At 37.3% G+C, this 987-nt stretch carries 1 protein-coding gene; it reads left to right on the top strand.

The window, feature by feature from the left end:
- The first annotated feature begins 119 nt into the window (after nt 1-119).
- The gene (locus tag ABFX15_RS04815) at nt 120-665 is read left to right on the top strand and encodes a GNAT family N-acetyltransferase (protein WP_346024354.1); all 546 of its coding nucleotides are present in this window, start codon (nt 120-122) and stop codon (nt 663-665) included.
- Nucleotides 666-987: the final 322 nt, after the last annotated feature.

Raw genomic sequence — 987 nt, 5'->3', positions numbered from 1 at the left:
GTATACGGAACCGTACGTACGGTGGTGTGAGAGGACGATAAATGAATTAATCATTTATCTCCTACTCGATTTCCTTTAAACGAAAATAGGGTATGTTATTAGCTATAGGGGGAGTAGAAATGAATCAGATCATAGTTAAAGAAGCAGAAGTTTCTGATATAGCAAAGATTAAAAAGATCCTGCACAGTACAGCAGTGTGGCTGAACCATAAAGGATCTGAACAATGGGCCGGTCTGCTTAAAGGAGAGGATGTACATAATATTCAGGCAGCGGTAGAGAGAAAAGAGGTCTATCTAGCCTATAAGGACAAAAGTATATTAGGCACGTTTGCTCTCTGGGATAAGCAGACACCGTGGGATATAGACTTATGGGGAGAAGAGAAAAGTAGGAAGTATCTTTACCTTCACAGAATAGCACTCGATAGTGACCAGCATGGAAAAAATAGAGGAAAATTTCTACTGGAGGCAGCTCAGTTGATTGCGAAAGAGAGTGGGAAACAAGGAATAAGGCTGGACTGCATTGCAGGCAATCCAAACTTAAACTCATTTTATCAGGCGAACGAATTTGAATATGTAAAAACAGTCCATGACTATGATAACGGAGAAGGCCTGCAGGATTATAACCTTTATGAATGGAAAGTGAAAAAAGATACTGAAAAGTATTGACGATGATCCAAATACCTGTTATTATTAATTTCGTTGCTGCAAAACACTTATGTGTAAAGGCAACACAAAAAAAGTGAAATAATCGTTGACAAGTAATTGACGATAAGTTATACTAAAATAGTTGTCATACGAGTAAAGGTAACGCTTTCAACTTCGAAGAAATAAACAAAAATATTTCAAAAAAGGTTGACGCTTAGACAGCGACATGGTATGATATAAAAGTTGTTGCGAAAGACAAACAACAAAAATTGAACGAGATAGATCTTTGAAAACTGAACAAAGTAGAAACAACCAAATGTGCAGGGGTCTTCGATTCTTTTGG

Origin of the sequence: Alkalibacterium indicireducens, assembly GCF_039522005.1 — a bacterium.
GTDB classification, from domain to species: Bacteria; Bacillota; Bacilli; order Lactobacillales; family Carnobacteriaceae_A; genus Alkalibacterium; species Alkalibacterium indicireducens.
Note: the sequence above shows the minus strand (reverse complement) of the source record. Positions and strands in the feature narration are given on the sequence as shown.

What these genes read in the sequence shown, in the direction of transcription:
- ABFX15_RS04815 (WP_346024354.1), top strand. Translation starts at nt 120, where the DNA reads ATGAATCAGATCATAGTTAAAGAAGCAGAAGTTTCTGATATAGCAAAG.